Source organism: Rickettsiales endosymbiont of Stachyamoeba lipophora, assembly GCF_003932735.1.
GTDB lineage: Bacteria > Pseudomonadota > Alphaproteobacteria > Rickettsiales > 33-17 > RICK01.
The window spans coordinates 551,594-568,676 of the sequence record NZ_CP033611.1; the positions used below are offsets into that span (position 1 = coordinate 551,594).

A 17,083-nucleotide genomic window follows, 5' to 3' on the forward strand; every position below is an offset into this window, starting at 1 on the left:
TTACACGATCCTTTCGGTCATATCAATGGTACCAATTAAAGACTCAATATCCATTACACCTTTTAATACTTTATCAGAACCATCATCTGACATTCTTACAAAACCATTACTTGCAGCATATTCCAGCATAGTTTTTCTGGTGGCTTCAGTAGCTATTAACTCATCCAAGCCTTTATCAACCTTTAAAATTTCATTAATTGCAACCCGTCCTTTATAGCCAATATATTCGCACTGTTCACAGCCATTCTTCTTATAAATTTGAAGTGGCTGTGTGGAATCGACTCCTAATATTTTGCATTCATATCCACTTGCTTGGTATGGTGCTTTACATGCTTTACATAGCTTACGTGCCAAACGTTGAGCAATAATGCACACAATATTACCTGCTAAAATACCGCCACTTACTCCGATATCTTTAAGCCTAGTTATCGCGCCGATTGCATCATTAGTATGTAACGTAGAAAAAACTTGGTGACCGGTCATTGAGGCTCTTACCGCCATAGTAGCAGTTTCCATATCACGAATCTCTCCGAGGAAGATTACATCTGGATCCTGACGCATTAAAGATTTAATTCCGTCAGTAAAGTTCATCCCAGCCCCTTCACGAATATTAGATTGCCTAATCAAAGTGAGCTGATATTCCACTGGATCTTCCAGAGTCATAATATTTTTTTCAATAGTGTTGATATAATTTAAAATTGAATAAAGTGTAGTGGTTTTACCACTACCTGTAGGACCGGTTACAATAATAATGCCCTCCGGCCTGAGCAACAGCTTTTGTAGTAACGAGGCATTATGTTTACTAAAACCTAGATCTTCAATCTGCACAATCGATTTGCGGCTATCCAATATCCTCATTACAATATTTTCACCATAAATAGTGGGATGAGTTGCCACCCTAAAATCTATCGGTCTTCCTAATACATTATAAGTGATCCTACCGTCTTGAGGGTTACGATTTTCAGCAATATTCATTTTAGAAATAATTTTAATTCTCACAGCAATAGCCGGCCAATACTCCTTATGAAAAGACCTAATTTGCTTTAGCTTACCATCGATTCTATATCTAATTCTTACAAAACTTTCTTCTGGCTCAAAATGCAAATCTGAAGCTCCTGCTTTAATTCCATCTACTAACAAAGCATCCACCAGCCTTACGGTAGGATTTATATAACCCTCTGAGGTTAAATTATGGTTATCAGCATTACCTGTTTCAATTTCTTTTAAAATGCCTGATATAGACATCTCATATTTATAATATTGTTCAATCGCTTCAATAATTTGTGTTTCCGGGGCGTAAATCGTACGAATTTTTATATTTTTTGGTAAATATTTCTTTAATTGGTCAATCGCTAAAATATTATAAATATCTGCAACCGCTAACGTTAGCGAATCATCATTTGCTCCAATTACAATGGCTTTAGTTTTCAGAGCTGCATCTTGCGGAATCATATTAACTACTTTAGAGTCGAGTACCATTCCCTTTAAATCTATATTTTTTATGCCTTTGGCTTCAGCAATAATTTTAGATAAAGCTACTTCGGTAATGAACCCTAAATCGACCAAAATTTTATCAATAGGCTTATTCCTAGATTTTTCAGTGCGTTGCTCTCTAAAGGCAATATCAAGCTGGTCTGCTGAGATTAACCCTTTTGAAACCAGCTTATTACCAATATCATTAGTACTTTCACCTATATCATGGACCTTTATAGTATTTTCTAGATTGTTTGGTTGCTCAACTGATGTTGATGTTGCTTGAAGTGGCGCCTGCTCTACTGTAGATGCATAGGTATTATTGGGTTGAGTATTCTCAGTGCCATTGATGTTATTTTCTTCCTGATCCATACGGCTTGTTAATAGTTGCTTTTACTATATTTATACACCACTTAGGTTAATTAAATATTAATATTTTAATTATTTACTGCAATTAATCGGTTATTTTAGTTGATTCTTGAAAGAATGAATGGCATACCATTTCATAAGCTTATTTAAAATCGGCAGAAAATAGGAATTTTTAGGGACTATGATGAAGCATTTAGTAATTATTGATGGTTATGGTTTTGTATTTAGAGCTTTTCATTCAATGCCACCGCTAACTCGCAGAGATGGAGTAGAAGTTGGCACGGTATATGGCTTCACTAACATGATTATTAGATTACTTACAGAAACTGATGCAACCCATTTTGTAGTAGTATTTGACAGTGGCGGAAAAAATTTTAGGCATGAATTATACCCCGAATATAAGGCCCATCGTCCTCCAGTGCCAGAAAGTTTAATTGAACAATTTCCTATTGTAAGGCAAGCCGTAAAAGCTTTAAATGTAGTCTCTTTAGAACAAAATGGCTTTGAAGCTGATGATATCATCGCCACTCTAGCCACCAAAGGTTATGATGAAAATTTTAAAATTACTATTGTCTCCTCAGATAAAGATTTAATGCAATTAGTGAATGATCGGGTGATTATGTATGATCCCATTAAAGCCAAACCGATCACTGCTACAGAAGTCATTGATAAATTTGGGGTGGAACCAAGCAAAGTACGTGAAGTACTCGCATTAATTGGCGATGCTTCAGATAATATTCCTGGGGTTAAAGGCATTGGCCCTAAATCAGCCCAGGAACTAATTAGCCAATTTAAAGACTTAAAAGGCGTATATGAAAATATTAACAGCCTTAAAGCTTCTAAACGTAAGGATTATTTAATTGAGCAGCAAGCCAATGCATTTTTGTCTTATGAGCTAGTAGGTTTAGAAAAAGATGTCCCCTTACATATATCTTTTGATGATCTAGTAGTCAAAAAACCAGAATATGAAGAGTTATTAAATTTTTTAGAACGCAATCAGTTCAAATCAATTAAAAATAAAATTGATCATTTACTGAATGGTAAAAACCATAAATTAACTATCAGCACTAATCATTTTAATCAGCCCGCTAGCGCACTTCAGCTTAAACACCCAAGCGACCTGATAGGTATGTATAGCAATCAACGTAATTTATATATTATCCCTCATCAGGAGGATTATATAGTGGGTTTTGACCAGGTAAATTTTATTATTACTTCACCCGATAAGTTTACCGACTTAATCAGCTTAATTGCAAATCCTGGATTGATGAAAATCGGCTTTAATATTAAAGCCTTAGTGAAGCATACTAATTTAATGCCCAGTCATTTTACCGATCTACAAACTGTAAGTTATTTATTAGATTCTTCATTAAACATCCAAACAGTAAATGACTTTTTGCAGCATTATTTACAAGTAAATGATAATATTACCGAACCTCAAGAAAAAATAAATGCTCTTATCAAACTATTACCTAGCCTGCTTAGCCAGCTACAGCAAAGGCAGCTAATATCTTTACTAACGGAAGTTGAGCAACCGCTAATTAAAATTACCCACCAAATGGAGCAAGAAGGTATTAAGATTGATTGCAACTATTTAAAAAACCTTTCTCAAGATTTAGCTGAACAACTAAGCCAGATTGAAATGGAGATTTTTAAAATTACCAATGTCACTTTTAATATCGGCTCACCTAAACAATTAGGAGAAGTTTTATTTAATAAAATGCAAATTCCAGCTCCTAAAAAAACTAAAACCGGCTGGTCAACCGATGCAGCCGTTATGGAAGAATTATCCCTACAGGGGCACGCCATTGCCGATAAAATTTTACATTGGCGCGAGATTAACAAGCTAATCACCACCTATACTGATAGCCTGATTGTTCAAGCGGATGACATTTCAAGAATTCATACCACTTATTCACTTACATCAACTATTACCGGCAGATTTAGCTCAAGCTCTCCTAACTTGCAGAATATTCCGATTAGAACCGAGGAAGGCCGTAAAATTAGAAAAGCTTTTATTGCCAAAGAAGGTTATAGCCTGGTTTCAGCAGATTATTCGCAAATTGAATTAAGGCTATTGGCGCATATTGCTGGAATTGATTCATTAAAGGACGCCTTCCACCATAATAAAGATATTCATAGCACTACGGCAAGTGAAGTATTCGGAGTGGATATCGAGAATGTGAGCAGCGAACTTAGACGCAAAGCTAAAGCAATTAACTTCGGTATCATTTATGGCATTAGTCCGTTTGGCTTAGCTAAACAATTAATGATTGAGAAATCTGAAGCAAAACATATTATTGATAAATATTTTGAGACTTATCCCGGCATTAAACAATATATGGAAAGAATGCAGCAATATGCCAAAGACCATGGCTATATTAAAACCATCTTAAACCGCAGATGTTACATTAAAGATATTAATTCAGGTAATTTTATAGCTAGAAATTTTTCAGAAAGGCTAGCAATTAATGCACCACTACAAGGATCTGCCGCAGATATTATTAAGCTAGCAATGATCAAAATTGCTGGATTACTTACCAAATATGATGCCAAATTATTATTACAAGTACACGATGAATTGATAGTTGAAGCCAACCAGACTCAAGCTACAGAAATTGGTGAGACAATGGCCAAGCTGATGTCGAGCGTAGTAGAATTATCAGTCCCTTTAACTGTAGATGTAAGCATTGGTAACAACTGGCAAGATATATAGCAACAGAGCGATGTAGCACACTCTATATCAAACAAAACTTTCCACTCGAGTAAGAAGAAAGGTCTACCTTCACAAACTAAGAAATGGTTTGTTTATACAACTTTTTTAATGATTAACCATCTTTCTAAGTTACTTAAGATATCTCAAGCTCGGATTCATCCTAACATTAGAGCTGAATACATAACACTAAGTACTTTAAAAGGTAGTCTTGCCTCAAGAAACCCAAAAGAAGCCTCCTACTAAAGAAGGTAAAAACAACAACCACAATTTAACAAGCGCAAGAGCCTTATAAAAATGTAACTGGCGTTATTAAGCGTTTTAAACTTAATACGGAATTGTTATCGCAGAAAAAAATATTCCCTTTTAGTCAATGGCTGCTTGCTATGTTTAAAGGATCTTCTCATTGTTACATCCTTGTATACTATGATGAATAGTAGGAATATTGAAAAAAGCCCAAGTTATAGTTAAATTACTATAATTCTTGGGCTTTTTTAGAAGTATATTAAATAATATCGATTAAACTTAAATATCAAAAATAAATTTAACCCTATTAATTACTACTGTAATAGTTGCCAGCTCAATTGAGTGATCACGATGAATCTGATTTAAGAATTGATCATAAATTTCAATTGCTCTCATGTTATTAAACAACCATGCATCAAAGCCTGAATCTTCCTTAGGTGAATGTTGTTCAATCTTAATGATTTCCTGAGCAAGACGATTTTTCAATTCATCCAGTTCATTAATTAAATTCTTTTGAGCAACACGCTGCCAATAGCTACTTAAATTCTTGATATTTTTAGCAAGCGATTTAAACCAGCCAAGCTGTAGACGCTTATCAATCGATTCAAATATTTTAGCAGCCTTATGAATTGAAATATTGTTACTACTTGCAAATTTAATTATATCTAAGTTTTCACTAGTTACATAAAGTGCTGCAACCTGCTTAGCTAACTTTTCATCAAGCCCTAAATTATGCATTGATTCTAAAGTTTGCTTATATTCCTCGTGCAAACCTAATTTACTATTAGAAATGAGAGCTGTAAGCTGACCATAATAGGTTTCAAACTCTTTTGCAACTTCATCAAAATTATCTAGAGTTTTGATATTCCGTGTTAACCATAAGCAAATTTTTTGAATACTAGTACGTACCATATTCATGCTTTGCATCTTAGCTTCATGCATATGCTCTTTAATCGGCAATTGGTCTAGTTTTTCCCAAACCCCTTCAAAGTTGGTAAGCAATCTCATTAATTCATAACCATAGGTTAAATCTTTGACATCAACTCCAAGCTCATCAAGAGTTAAATGACAGAAATAAGTACCAAGCCTATTAATCATTTTATTAATTACCACAGTGGCAATGATCTCTCTTTTCAGCGGATGATGAAGCAAGAAAGATTCAAACTTTTTAACCATCATTTGTGGGAAATAATTTAACAAATAATTATTAAACCTTTCATTATCAGGTACTACTGAAGCAAGCATCTTATTGTATAAAGATAATTTGCTATATGCTAGTATTATAGCAATCTCGGGTCTAGTTAGCCCAAATTCTGCGCTTTTACGCCCTTCAATTTCGTGCCCGCTTGGCAAGAACTCTATCAAACGATTTAAAATACCTTCCTGCTCAAGCAGATCAATTAGTACACTATGTTGATTAAGCAGTTGCCCACCCAAGAACTGCTCTAATGATAAGGCTAAAGTTTGCACTTTATTATCTTCAAGCACTAACGCAGCAACCTCCTTGGTCATTTGCTCTAGCAGTTTGTTACGTTCTGCAATAGTGATGCTTCCTGCTTTTTGAATAATATTAAAAGCTATTTTAATATTAACTTCATGGTCTGAACAATCTACTCCTGCAGAGTTATCAATGGCATCAGTATTAATCCTGCCTCCATTTAAAGCATATTCGATTCTACCGCGCTGAGTGCAACCAAGGTTACCCCCCTCACCAATTATCTTACATCTGAACTCTTCACCATTAACTCTTAGGTTGTCATTAGCTTTATCGCCAACCTGCTCGTTTAGCTCTTCTTTTGATTTAACATAAGTACCGATACCACCATTCCAAATAAGATCTACGGGTGCTTTAAGAATCGCCCGAATTAGTTCATCAGGTGTAACGCTATCTTGGTTTATCCCAAGCAGCTCCTTAATTTCAGGTGTTAAATTTAAACTTTTTGCATCACGATTGAATACTCTACCACCTTTAGAAATGAGATTCTTATCGTAATCTTCCCATGAAGAGTAAGGAATACCAAATAATCTTTTACGCTCTTCGTAAGATTTTTTAGGATCAGGATGTGGATCACAGAAAATCTGACTATGATTAAACGCTGCAACCAACTTAATATTATCCGACAGAAGCATACCATTGCCAAATACATCACCAGACATACCTCCAATACCGGCCACGGTGAAGCTCTGGGTTTTAATATCAATTCCCATTTCTTCAAAATGCCTCTCAACGGCAACCCACCCACCACGCGCAGTAATACCCATCTTCTTATGGTCATAACCTTGTGAACCGCCTGAAGCAAATGCATCAGCTAACCAAAAATTATATTCCTTAGAAATTGAATTGGCAATATCAGAGAAAGTAGCAGTGCCCTTATCTGCTGCCACTACTAAGTAAGGGTCATCTCCATCGTGTCTTATCACATTAAGAGGAGGTATAATTTTTGAATCCACGATATTATCAGTAATATCAAGCACACCCCGTAAGAAGGTTGAATAACACTCAATACCCTGCTCTAATTGGGTTTCACGCGATGCCCCAACTTTTTGTCCTTTAACTACAAATCCACCTTTAGATCCTACCGGGACGATAATACTGTTCTTAGTCATTTGTGCTTTAACTAAGCCTAGCACTTCAGTTCTAAAGTCATCCAGCCTATCAGACCATCTTAAACCACCTCTGGCTACTTTGCCACCGCGCAAGTGGATTGCTTCCATAAAGGTTGCATATACAAAATTTTCTGCATAAACTTTAGGCAGCGGTAAATCTTCTACTGCATGTGAATTTATCTTAAACGACACATAATTTTTATAAGTACCATCAAGCTTAGTTTGATAAAAGTTTGTTCGCCAAATTGCATCGATAATATTTAAATATTGTCTAAACACCTTATCTTCAGAAACATTACTGACTTGCTCTAAATCTTTTAAGATTTCCTGGCGATACTCATGGTATTTCTCTACGCTATTAGTGATTGGGCAAAACTTATATTCAAATAATTTAACCAGCTTACTAGTAATCTCACTATTGGATCTTAAAACCTTAGTAATATAAATAACTGTTTGCTTAGTTCCTATTTGCATTAAATACTTACAAATTGCCTTAAGCATCATAATATGACGCGGGTTGATACCTTTAGTAATCACTAGGCTACTCAATAAGTCGCTTCTAAGATGTTTAATCCAAATTTGGTGCAAAGCCTCTTCAAAATTAGCTTGAATTAGCTCAAGCTCACCAATATGTATTTCTGGCTTTAAAATATAATGATGATACCAAATAGGATGATCATTATCTGCTATCTCACCTTTAAAAGTATAATTGTCTACCACTTCAAAACCAAAATTTTGAATAATCGGTAGAATTTTTGAGATAGTAACTTGCTCATTTAAATTATAAACTTTTAAAGAATATAAGTCATTCTCTTGTGGCTTAAATCTAAATTTAGTAATTTTGGAAGCAAAAACCTCTTCTAAGTAGGTTATATCTTCAATAGCCTCCTCACAATTAAATAACTCTTTATAACTATTGTTAAAGAGCGATTTGTATTTGCTTACCATAAACTCTGGATTAGGATAAAGTTTATGTTTTTCAATTCCTGCAATTAAGCCTTCGGTCCAAGAACTTGCCAATTTATGTATCTCCCCTTCAATATCTTCTATAAGGTCGGTTGATGTTTTATTCGGTACATGACTCAAATTTACATGATATTTTACTAATTTTATATCATGCACGTTTACATAATCTCTATCAAAATTACCCTTTAATTTATTGCATAGTAAGCTTCTTATTTGGGCACATAGTTGATCGCTAAACTGTTGCTTAGGAACAACGACAATACAACTCATAAAATTGTTAGCATTGCTTGACTGTAGAAAAAGCTTAATTTTAGGCAACTCTTTTAGGGAAAGCAAAGATAAAGAACATTCAAATAAATTTTGTTCGCCAATTTGAAAAAGTTCATCGCGCGGATAAGATTCCAGCAGCGATGCGAGCTCTTTACGATTATAGCTTGCAGAGTGGAACCCCGAACGATTAATAACCGTTTCGATTTTTTTTCTAATGATGGGAATTACTCTAGCACTCTGATAATAGACTAGGGTAGTAAATAACCCAAAAAACTTTATTTGAGCATGCTCAGATAATCTAACGGTCATTACCTCAAGATTAGTATTCCTATGTACAGGAGAAATATAATTAATCTTTGTAATTATAATATTATCTGCATGATTGCTAATGGCATTATAATCATCTTTTAAAGCCATAATCAGTTGCTGATCATTTAACTTACCAATGCCCATGGAAGAATTTTTGACTATTTCGCCCTTATCAAATTCAACTGCACCTAAAAAAGTAAAATTATGGTCAATTAGCCAGTGAATAAATTCCACCTGTTCTTGATCAAGAAATTTTTCGGTTGATATTTGATAAGCTTTATTCGTCATTAACTGCCAATCCGCCACTGCATTAGTTACGTTTTGAGCAATAATATTTAAATGTGCTTTAATCTGCTCAAATGTAATCTTTCCGCTATGATCCGTTACATAAAAATGGATTAAAGATTCTGCATGAAACTCTGCTTTGCTGTTATGTTCATCTTTTAAATATAAATCTACCACTTCACCTGCGTGATTACGCTTAGCGTTAATTACTGGATGAATTATTTGAATTATTTGCAGGCCTAAATTAATTAAAGCATTTTCAAACGAATCAACTAAAAAAGGCATATCGGTTAGATGCGTTTCAATCACTATCTTATTATGAGCATGAGGATGATTGAAAACATTGATATTTACGCCAGATTTATTATGCTTAAAATTCTTAAAAGCTTGAAGTGCTAGTGTGACATATTCTTCCGCAGATAATTCTTTAAGATTATCAGCAGAGACATAAGCAAAGAAAGTATGGATAAATTTACTCTGTAAGGCATCTACTTTAATGGTAGATTCTTTGATTATATTATCAACTACAAAGGAATTGTTATGATAGCAGCTAATTTCCATTCTTAACCCTTGGGTAAGCCCATTGTTTTGACAATTGGCAAAAACCAGAATTTGTTACCTGGCTAATGTTATATAATTTAATAAAGATAAGTAAATAGTAATTTATAATAAAAAACAAAATGGATAATAAAACAATCTACGCACTATCAACAGTTTATGGTAAATCAGGAGTTGCTGTCATTAGAATTTCTGGCGAACAAAGCTTGCAAGCTTTAATACAGTTAGGCCTAGAGCCAAATTTAAGACCTAGATATGCTTACTTTTCACCTATATGCCATCCCAAAACTAATGAGGTTTTAGATAATTGCCTAATCCTTTATTTTAAAGCCCCTTACAGTTTTACTGGTGAAGACATTGTTGAGCTACAAACCCACGGGGGAAGAGCAGTGATTAATTCCGTGCTAGATGCTTTAGCTCAGATTCCCGAGATTAGATTAGCCTTACCTGGAGAGTTCTCTAAACGGGCTTTTTTAAACGGCAAAATGGATTTAACCCAAGCCGAAGGCTTAGCTGATTTAATTGATGCTGAAACTAAAGCTCAACAAAAGCAAGCTATTAAGCAAATGTCAGGTAGCTTAGTAAAACTTTATGATACCTGGCGGAAAGATCTTATTAACACCCTAGCATTAATTGAGGCATTAATTGATTTTCCCGAAGAAGATATCCCTGAAGAATTAATTAATCATGTTAATGAAAATGTAGCCAATCTTAAATTACAACTTAAAAAACATCTTAATGACAACCGTAAAGGTGAAAAGCTGCGTGAAGGCATTAAAGTAGCAATTGTTGGCGAGCCTAATGTTGGCAAATCCAGCTTAATTAACTTACTAGTCGAACGAGAAGTCGCAATAGTTTCAGATATTCCTGGGACCACCAGAGATGTAATTGAAGTATATTTAGACATTGCTGGGTTTCCTTTTATAATTTACGATACCGCAGGATTAAGAGAAAGCTCTGACCAGATTGAAAAAATTGGCATAGAAAAGGCTAAACAAAAGCTTGCTGAAGCAGATTTTGTTATCCGCCTTCATAGCGCTCTAGATTTTCAACCCGGCTCAACACTCTCTAATAATGAATTAGTGGTAATTAATAAAATTGATTTAAATCACAGCTTAAATATTCCAGCTAATGCTTTATCCATTTCAGTCAAAGATAATAAAAACCTTGATCAGCTAATAAATCATCTTAAAAACTTTGCCAGTGAATTTGAAGTCGATGAAGAAGATGCTGTAATTACCCGTAGCAGATACCGGGAACATTGTACATTTGCTCTTAACTTTTTAGAACAATTTAATTTAGATAAGCCGATTGAGCTTGCCGCCGAAGATTTACGACTGGCCAGCTTTGAAATTGGCAGGATTACCGGTAGAATTGATGTGGAAGAATTACTAGATGTAATCTTTGGAAGTTTTTGTATAGGCAAATAATTTTAAAATAATCAGTGCTAATTATAAAGTTTATGGTTGCAAGAAAGATAAAATCTTTTTAAGTATAAAGCTTTATATGGATCAAATAAGTAAGTTTATGCAAATAGAGATTATCAAATTAGCTAATGGGCAGGATTTAGAATTGCCTTTTTATGCAACCAAAGCTAGTGCTGGCATGGACTTAATGGCCGCAACCGATGAAGAAATCATCATAGCTCCAGGAGAAGTGAAATTAATTCCCACAGGTATTGCTATTGCACTACCGGTAGGATTTGAAGCTCAAATCAGACCACGCTCCGGATTAGCCTTAAAAAATAACGTGACAGTACTAAATTCGCCAGGTACTATCGATGCAGATTATCGGGGTGAAATTAAGGTTATGTTAATTAATTTTAGCAAACAAGAGTTTATCATTACTAAAGGCTTAAGAATAGCCCAAATGATTATAGCCCAGCATGAAACTGCTGAATGGAAGCTCGTTGAGGAGCTTTCAAGCACTACTATTAGAGGCGATAAAGGATTTGGTTCAACCGGCGCATAAATAAAATTTAAAATATATTATTAAGGAGAAACATATGAGTTTTTTTATCAATGACAGTCAAGCTGAAGAACTTGGAGCAGCTTTAGACCCATCTACCGTCACCAGCACCACTGTTACTCCACCAGCTGGAGAGATAGCCGCAAAGCAACCATCTCTAGAGCAATCTCTAATGAGTTTTTTACCGCTTATTGTTATTTTTGCTATTTTCTATTTCTTCATTATCCGTCCGCAAGTTAAAAAGCAGAAAGAACATCAAAAAATGGTGGAAGCGGTTAAAAAAGGTGATAAAGTTGTACTATCTAGCGGAATGATCGGCACTTTAATAAAAACCGAGGAAAATAACGAGTTTGCACAAGTAGAAATAGCTGAAAATGTTAAAGTAAGAGTATTAAAATCTGCAATTTCTCAATTACTAAATGAAGATAAAGCAGTTACACCAATTAAAGAATCTAAAAAAGACTCTAAATAGTAGCTTTTATGAAAATAGATAAATGGAGAATAATAGTAATATCATTAGCTTATCTATTAAGCCTATTATTCTTCATCCCTAATTTTACGACTCATCATATTGATTGGTTGCCTAGTTCTAAATTAAATTTAGGTCTTGATCTTAAGGGAGGCTCCCAGGTAACCCTTAAATATGATTTCGAAGAATATTTAAAAGAGCAATATAAGATTCTACTCTCTCAAATTCGTAAAGACTTACGTAGCAGTAAAGTTGGCTATCAAAAAATATATTTAAATCCTACAAGTATTGGCATTAATTTCCAAACCGAAGAGCAACTTCAAGCCACAACAAAAGTTTTAATGAAAAGCTTTAATGGTATAATAATTGATCGTAAAGACTTAACTTTAACGGTAATTTACACTCCTGAATTTATCAAAGATACCAAAAACAAACTTAAAGAACAAACTGTTGAAATTATCAACAAACGTATAAACGAGCACGGTACGATTGAGCCTATAATCCAGCCAGTAGGTGAGAATAAAATAGATGTACAGGTACCAGGAATAGAATCTCCTGAGCAATTAAAATCAATATTAGGCAAAACTGCTAAGCTTGAGTTTCGTTTAGTTAACGAAGGAATAACACATGAGCAGTTTAGCAATAATGCTATGCCTTTTGATTCTTATCTGGCTCCTTTTGAAAGTTCATCCAATAAACTTCCGCTTAAAAAAGAGGTTTTAATGACTGGTAGCGATCTTGCAGATGCCAGAGTTAACTTAGATCAGAACAACCCTGTAGTTACTTTCCAATTAACCAATATAGGCGCTAAAAAATTTGCTCAAGTAACTAAAGAACATGTAGGCACCAGATTCGCGATAATGTTAGATGGTAAGATAATTAGCGCTCCAAATATTCAAGAACCAATTATTGGTGGTTCCGGCATGATTTCTGGCCACTTTACTATGGAATCAGCTAGCGAATTAGCTTTACTACTTAGAGCAGGAGCTTTACCGGTAGAATTAAAAGTAATTGAAGAACGAAGCATAGGTCCCTCATTAGGAGCAGATTCAATTGCTGCTGGTAAGCTTGCTGGCACTGTTGCCTTTTCTCTTGTGACCCTCTTTATGATCGGCCGATATAAAATGCTTGGATTTATGGCAATAATAGCACTTCTAGCTAACTTAATGTCTATGATAGCCATTCTATCAATTATTGGTGCAAGCCTTACTATGCCAGGTATAGCAGGCATAGTGCTCACCATAGGTATGGCAGTAGATGCAAACGTACTTATTTACGAACGAATTATCGAAGAGCTACGTGCAGGCACTAGCAGATTAAAAGCAATTCATGTTGGGTTTGAAAATGCCTTTAGAGCTATTTTAGATTCGAACATTACTACTTTGTTGGTTGCCATTATGCTCTATCTATTTGGCAGCGGCCCGGTTAAAGGCTTTGCTATCACTCTAGCCGTAGGAATAATCTCATCTATGTTTGCAAGCATAAGCCTAACTAAGTTGCTAGTAGATTTATATGGTAGGCTACTTCCTAGAAAGCTAATGATTTAATACATGGATATTACTCCGCTTACGAATAAAGAACTCAAACTTATCACCAAATATAAAGATGAGTTAATTACTATTAATGATGTTACCTATACTCCTCCATTAATAATTATCGAGAATCAAGTAATTACCTTTGCAACAAAGCATCTTACTATACAAGAGTTATTACAACTTCCCTCATTCAAACCAGATAAGGCGCAGATAATTTTAATTGGCACGGGTACTAAACCCGATTTTTCTGTCAGAACCCATTTTAAATCTTTTCCTACTATCCCCGAAATAATGACCACTCCAGCTGCAATTCGAACTTATAATATTCTAGCGATGGAAGATCGTAAAGTTAGTTTGATATTACTTTAGCTTTCCCTGCTATTTTAATTCTCACTCGCATATAAGTTAAATTATTAATAGTTTATTTTTTCCATCATCTATGGTAATATTAATAAATTAACTATTATTTATTAGATATATGGTGAGCACAAAACCAACTCCTCAACCCAAGTTAGTCCATGCTGCGTTTGTATCTAAGAAAAAAATTTCTTTAACTCCGCAATCTGCTCAGATACTTAATCAAGTAATGCAAAATATCGGAAATAATCTTAATGAAAATGATGATCGCTTTGACGCTAAGCTTAAGGTTGAGGCAGTTAAGTTTATTTATAACCATTTAAATCAGAATCTTCCCGTAAAACAAACTCAATACAGCAAAATCAATCTTGCATCTTTAAACAAGGGGCAGCGATTTAATATTGCAACATCTTTACTGATCTTTGCATATGGCAATGATCTTTCAGAACGTATAGAAATTACACCATCAGAGCATAAACATACAGCACAGGATATAGGCAATAAAGTTAAAAACACGACTGCTGAACTAAATAATGTTGGACAAAAAGAGATTAAAGATGGCACTGAAAAAAATACAGCTACCATTCCTACAATTAAGAATAAAATAGACGTTGCCTCTTCAGATATTAAACAAGATGCCAGCCCTGCTAAGCATGGGCTAAAAGATAAAATAAATGTAGCTCTGGGGAACATTTCTAATGCTATTAAGCAAGCCCCAAATAATGTTCAAACTCTTGCCTCTCAGGTCGCTTTTGATGCTCCAAAAGGAGCTAATATTATTAAAACCACATTATCAAATTTTAGACAAAATCTAAATGATCATATAGTTCAACCAGCGCTTACAAAACTTCATGAGGCTAAAGAACTTATTGGAAAGCAAGCTACAAATCTAAAAATTGATATTCAATATGAAATTCCATATCAAAAAGAACAATTTTCAGATAAAATTACAGGCATTAAAAAAGATATTAAATCTAACTTTACTAACCTTACAGAAGACTTAAAGCTATATGCCAAGAAAGCAAAAAATAATATAGGAGATAAAATAGAATTAGCGCAAGAAGAAGTTGCTCCTAAAATGAAGGATGCAGTGCGTGAATCTATAGCAGGAATTTATGATGCTACCATTGCTCTTAGCGGAGCAGCAGCCCGCACAGCTAAAGATGCGAGTAAATATGCTACCACTTTCGGAATAGATACTATTGCTACAGCCCAAGAAACAACCAATGATATTAAGAATAGAACTCAAGAAATTACTCAAAATATTAAAACCGATGTAAAACAATTTGCACAAACAGCCAAAAAAACAATTAAAGACCTTCCCAGCAATACAATAGTTGGTGGCATGGAAGCCAGCATTAAAAGTGTAGAATTTGCTGAAAAAGCTGTTTTAGGCGGGTTAGGAGCTCTTATCCAAGCCGCTAATGGTATCAAACAAATCGAAGGGTTAGCAGAAAACTTAAAAAAAATCAGCTATAAAGGCAAAAGCAAGGAAGGTGAAGCACAAGCTCCTGGCAGTGGTAAAGATCCGGCAACACAACAAAGACAATCTTCTACAAAAGGTATGCAAAATGGATAATAAATATACAGAAAAAGAATTTCAAGAATTATTATTCTCATTAGATGGCACAAGTGATAAACAGCTAATAAAAAATGACCATCGTGCTTTATTATCTCTACGCGAGGCAGCTAAGCCACAAGCTCTTTTGAGTTTTATTGTAAATTATGCATCAGGCAATAATATACCATTTTCTGACTTAGAAGTAAGCAAATTAGATAATAGGCAAGAGTTAGAGCTAGTTGATAAATTACTAACAAAAATAGATAACCAAGAATATATCAATAATTTTCAAAACTCAAAATATTATCGCAGTTTACGCACATCAACTTTACAAGAAATTCCTTTAACCAAGCCTAACAACAGGCACTCAACCCCACTGCAATCTTCTACTAAAACAATAATAAACCAAGATCAAAGACATTCTGTTCCAGCTGATTATACAGCAAAACTTAAAGATTCCAAATCTCTTAATCCTGCATCACATATCAAAGATAATTTTAAAAAATCTTTTAAACAAATGAGCGAGCAGCTTAATGATGTTTCATTGAGTATTAATAGGAAGATAGATGAACTAGAAGATAAAAGTAAACTCATTTATCGGCTTAATAGCATAAATATTTCCTTTGAAAAACTTAATAAGTTCATAAGTGCATTACATGATTTTGGCCGCACGATAACAGTTAATATCAAAAAATTAAATTCTATACAACTTTTAAGCATAGGGAACTTCTTACAAACAGCAATTAGTACAATTAAAGCTAAATTTGATACTGTCCTTAGCAAATCTCAAAGCAATGACTTAGATGTTATAAGTAGGCAAGCGTCTACACTACAAGATAAATCTGCAAAACACATTATTGTAAACAAAACTGAGCCAGCACTAGAGCGAGCTAGTAAACCATTATCAAATAAAGAAACAGCAATCGAACCATCAAAAAATGCTAGAAATGAAGAAACGGCTGTTAATCGACTTAGCATAGATACTAAAAGATTAAGCCAGATCGGTATTAAACTTGAAGGTCTAGAAACTGTAAGTTTAATCCATCAAAACCATAAGACAGCTAACAGCAAGCAACAAGAAAGGCAAAAGCTACCTAGTAATATTAAAAGACATTCTGCAAACCTAAAAAATCTCAGGGAAGCAAAGGAAGCGGCCGACTACACACCTAATATCACATCTATAACGAGGAATCCACAAACCCAGAATAAGGGTAAAGGTATATAAATTAACTCTCAGTAGGTTATGTAGGCCGCTAGAGCTCATTTACAACCAGAAGTAAAAAGAACTTTTAAGAAAAATGAGCTTATTAAACATCAATTAGCATTGTAGGCAAGGTTTGACACTAAAATTACTTTTATCACAAAACCACTTTTAAATTAGAGCAGGAATATTAAAG

10 protein-coding genes are annotated in these 17,083 nt (G+C 34.4%); 8 read left to right on the forward strand and 2 right to left on the reverse strand.

Going from position 1 to position 17,083, the window contains the following annotated elements; all coding sequences use genetic code 11:
* Nucleotides 1-1,845 (reverse strand): GspE/PulE family protein, encoded by a 1,845-nt coding sequence (locus tag EF513_RS02445; RefSeq protein WP_125215832.1) that lies wholly within the window; start codon nt 1,843-1,845, stop codon nt 1-3.
* A gap of 181 nt (nt 1,846-2,026) precedes the next feature.
* Between EF513_RS02445 and polA the strand changes: the two genes are divergently transcribed.
* Nucleotides 2,027-4,558, forward strand: coding sequence for a DNA polymerase I (polA, locus tag EF513_RS02450; protein WP_164503799.1), 2,532 nt, complete (start codon nt 2,027-2,029; stop codon nt 4,556-4,558).
* A 522-nt stretch (nt 4,559-5,080) separates the two neighbouring features.
* Here the strand turns inward: polA and EF513_RS02455 are convergent.
* Entirely contained in the window at nt 5,081-9,799 is a 4,719-nt protein-coding gene (locus tag EF513_RS02455) for an NAD-glutamate dehydrogenase (RefSeq protein ID WP_125215834.1), read from the reverse strand.
* Between the two features lie 119 nt (nt 9,800-9,918).
* Between EF513_RS02455 and mnmE the strand changes: the two genes are divergently transcribed.
* The 7 genes from mnmE to EF513_RS02490 all read left to right on the forward strand — a co-directional run bounded on the left by mnmE (nt 9,919) and on the right by EF513_RS02490 (nt 16,911).
* Nucleotides 9,919-11,226: a tRNA uridine-5-carboxymethylaminomethyl(34) synthesis GTPase MnmE gene (gene mnmE, locus EF513_RS02460; RefSeq protein ID WP_125215835.1), complete on the forward strand. Its 1,308-nt coding sequence runs from the start codon at nt 9,919-9,921 to the stop codon at nt 11,224-11,226.
* A gap of 97 nt (nt 11,227-11,323) precedes the next feature.
* Nucleotides 11,324-11,767, forward strand: a complete 444-nt coding sequence (dut, locus tag EF513_RS02465) for a dUTP diphosphatase (protein ID WP_125216842.1) — start codon at nt 11,324-11,326, stop codon at nt 11,765-11,767.
* Nucleotides 11,768-11,801: 34 nt separating this feature from the next.
* Nucleotides 11,802-12,236 carry a preprotein translocase subunit YajC gene (gene yajC / locus EF513_RS02470; RefSeq protein WP_206425211.1) on the forward strand — a complete coding sequence of 145 codons (435 nt, stop codon included), beginning with the start codon at nt 11,802-11,804 and terminating at the stop codon, nt 12,234-12,236.
* Between the two features lie 8 nt (nt 12,237-12,244).
* Nucleotides 12,245-13,780: a protein translocase subunit SecD gene (gene secD, locus EF513_RS02475; RefSeq protein ID WP_125215836.1), complete on the forward strand. Its 1,536-nt coding sequence runs from the start codon at nt 12,245-12,247 to the stop codon at nt 13,778-13,780.
* A 3-nt stretch (nt 13,781-13,783) separates the two neighbouring features.
* Nucleotides 13,784-14,137, forward strand: a complete 354-nt coding sequence (locus tag EF513_RS02480; protein WP_125215837.1) for an Mth938-like domain-containing protein — start codon at nt 13,784-13,786, stop codon at nt 14,135-14,137.
* Nucleotides 14,138-14,246: 109 nt separating this feature from the next.
* Nucleotides 14,247-15,704 carry a hypothetical protein gene (locus EF513_RS02485; protein WP_125215838.1) on the forward strand — a complete coding sequence of 486 codons (1,458 nt, stop codon included), beginning with the start codon at nt 14,247-14,249 and terminating at the stop codon, nt 15,702-15,704.
* Nucleotides 15,697-16,911: a hypothetical protein gene (locus EF513_RS02490; protein WP_125215839.1), complete on the forward strand. Its 1,215-nt coding sequence runs from the start codon at nt 15,697-15,699 to the stop codon at nt 16,909-16,911. The genes EF513_RS02485 and EF513_RS02490 overlap by 8 nt, the downstream gene beginning before the upstream one ends.
* Nucleotides 16,912-17,083: the final 172 nt, after the last annotated feature.